The organism is Actinomycetota bacterium (assembly GCA_005774595.1).
Taxonomy (GTDB): Bacteria; Actinomycetota; Coriobacteriia; order Anaerosomatales; family D1FN1-002; genus D1FN1-002.
In genome coordinates this window covers 1-1147 of the sequence record VAUM01000477.1, presented here as the reverse complement: position 1 = coordinate 1147, position 1147 = coordinate 1, and the positions used below count along the sequence as shown (strand labels likewise).

The 1147-nt window shown below is 68.7% G+C and carries 2 protein-coding genes; both read left to right on the top strand.

The features are described from left to right. A partial coding sequence (locus tag FDZ70_11110) for a molecular chaperone DnaJ (GenBank protein TLM65450.1) occupies positions 1-765 on the top strand: 765 nt, incomplete at its 5' end. A gap of 33 nt (positions 766-798) precedes the next feature. Further along, positions 799-1147 (top strand): MerR family transcriptional regulator (locus tag FDZ70_11105; protein TLM65449.1); only part of this gene is annotated, 349 nt, incomplete at its 3' end.

Below are 1147 nucleotides of genomic sequence, written 5' to 3'. Positions count from 1 at the left end.
GGACGTCACACGCCGCAGCCGCACCGCGGGCAGGACGTGCAGGTTGATCTCACGGTGAGCTTCGAGCAGGCGTTCTCAGGAACGACCGCGAAAGTCGAGCTCGACCGCCCTGAGACATGCGCGATCTGCAGCGGCTCGGGTGCTAGGCCGGGGACGTCGCGCACGACGTGCCGGGTCTGTGGCGGCTCGGGCCAGACGAGTGACGGGCAGGGGATGTTCGCGTTCTCGCGTCCGTGCACGGCGTGCGCTGGGGCGGGGAGCGTCATCGAGAACCCGTGCGCGGCGTGTCGCGGTGCCGGGTCGGTGGTTCGCCGCAAGCCCATTACCGTGAACGTGCCCGCAGGGGCGACCGACGGCGGCAAGCTCAGGTTCAAGGGCAAGGGCCAGCCGGGTGCCAGCGGGGGCCCGTCAGGCGACCTGTACGTGGTCACGCGTATCGCCCCGCATGCGTTCTACCGCCGAGAAGGCGCTGACGTGACGTTCGACCTGCCGATTACGTTCGCCGAGGCGGCGCTGGGGGCAGAGGTCACCGTGCCGGCCCCCGACGGAACGAAGGTGAAGCTCAAGATCCCGAGCGGCACCGCGAGCGGCAAGGTCATGCGCGTGCGCGGCAAAGGTGCCCCCAAGCTCAAGGGCGGGGGTGCCGGAGACCTCAAGGTGCGCGCCAGAATCGTGGTCCCGGAGTCACTCACGGACGCACAGCGTGAGGCGCTCGAGGCCTTCTCGGCGGAATCGGACCAAGACGTGAGAGCACATATCCGCTAGCGGGTGCTTGCGAGGCGAAGGAAGGCTTACGCGATGAAGCGCACGGGCAGAGACAGACCGCTCTACATGATCAGCGTGGCCGCCGAACTCACGGGCGTACACCCGCAGACGCTACGCATCTACGAGCGCAAGGAGCTCGTCTCCCCGCAGCGTTCCGGCGGCAACACTCGGCTCTACTCGGACGCCGACATCGAGAGGCTGCGCTTCATCCAGCACCTGACGCAGGAGGAGGGCGTGAACCTCGCCGGTGTGATGCGGATCCTCGAGCTCCAGCGCGAGCTCGAGCGCACGCATGCCGAGCTCGACGCAACCCGGGACCGACTGGCAGCGATGGAGAGGGCGGCGCATCTCCATGCCCGGACGGCGCACGTCCGCACCGCAC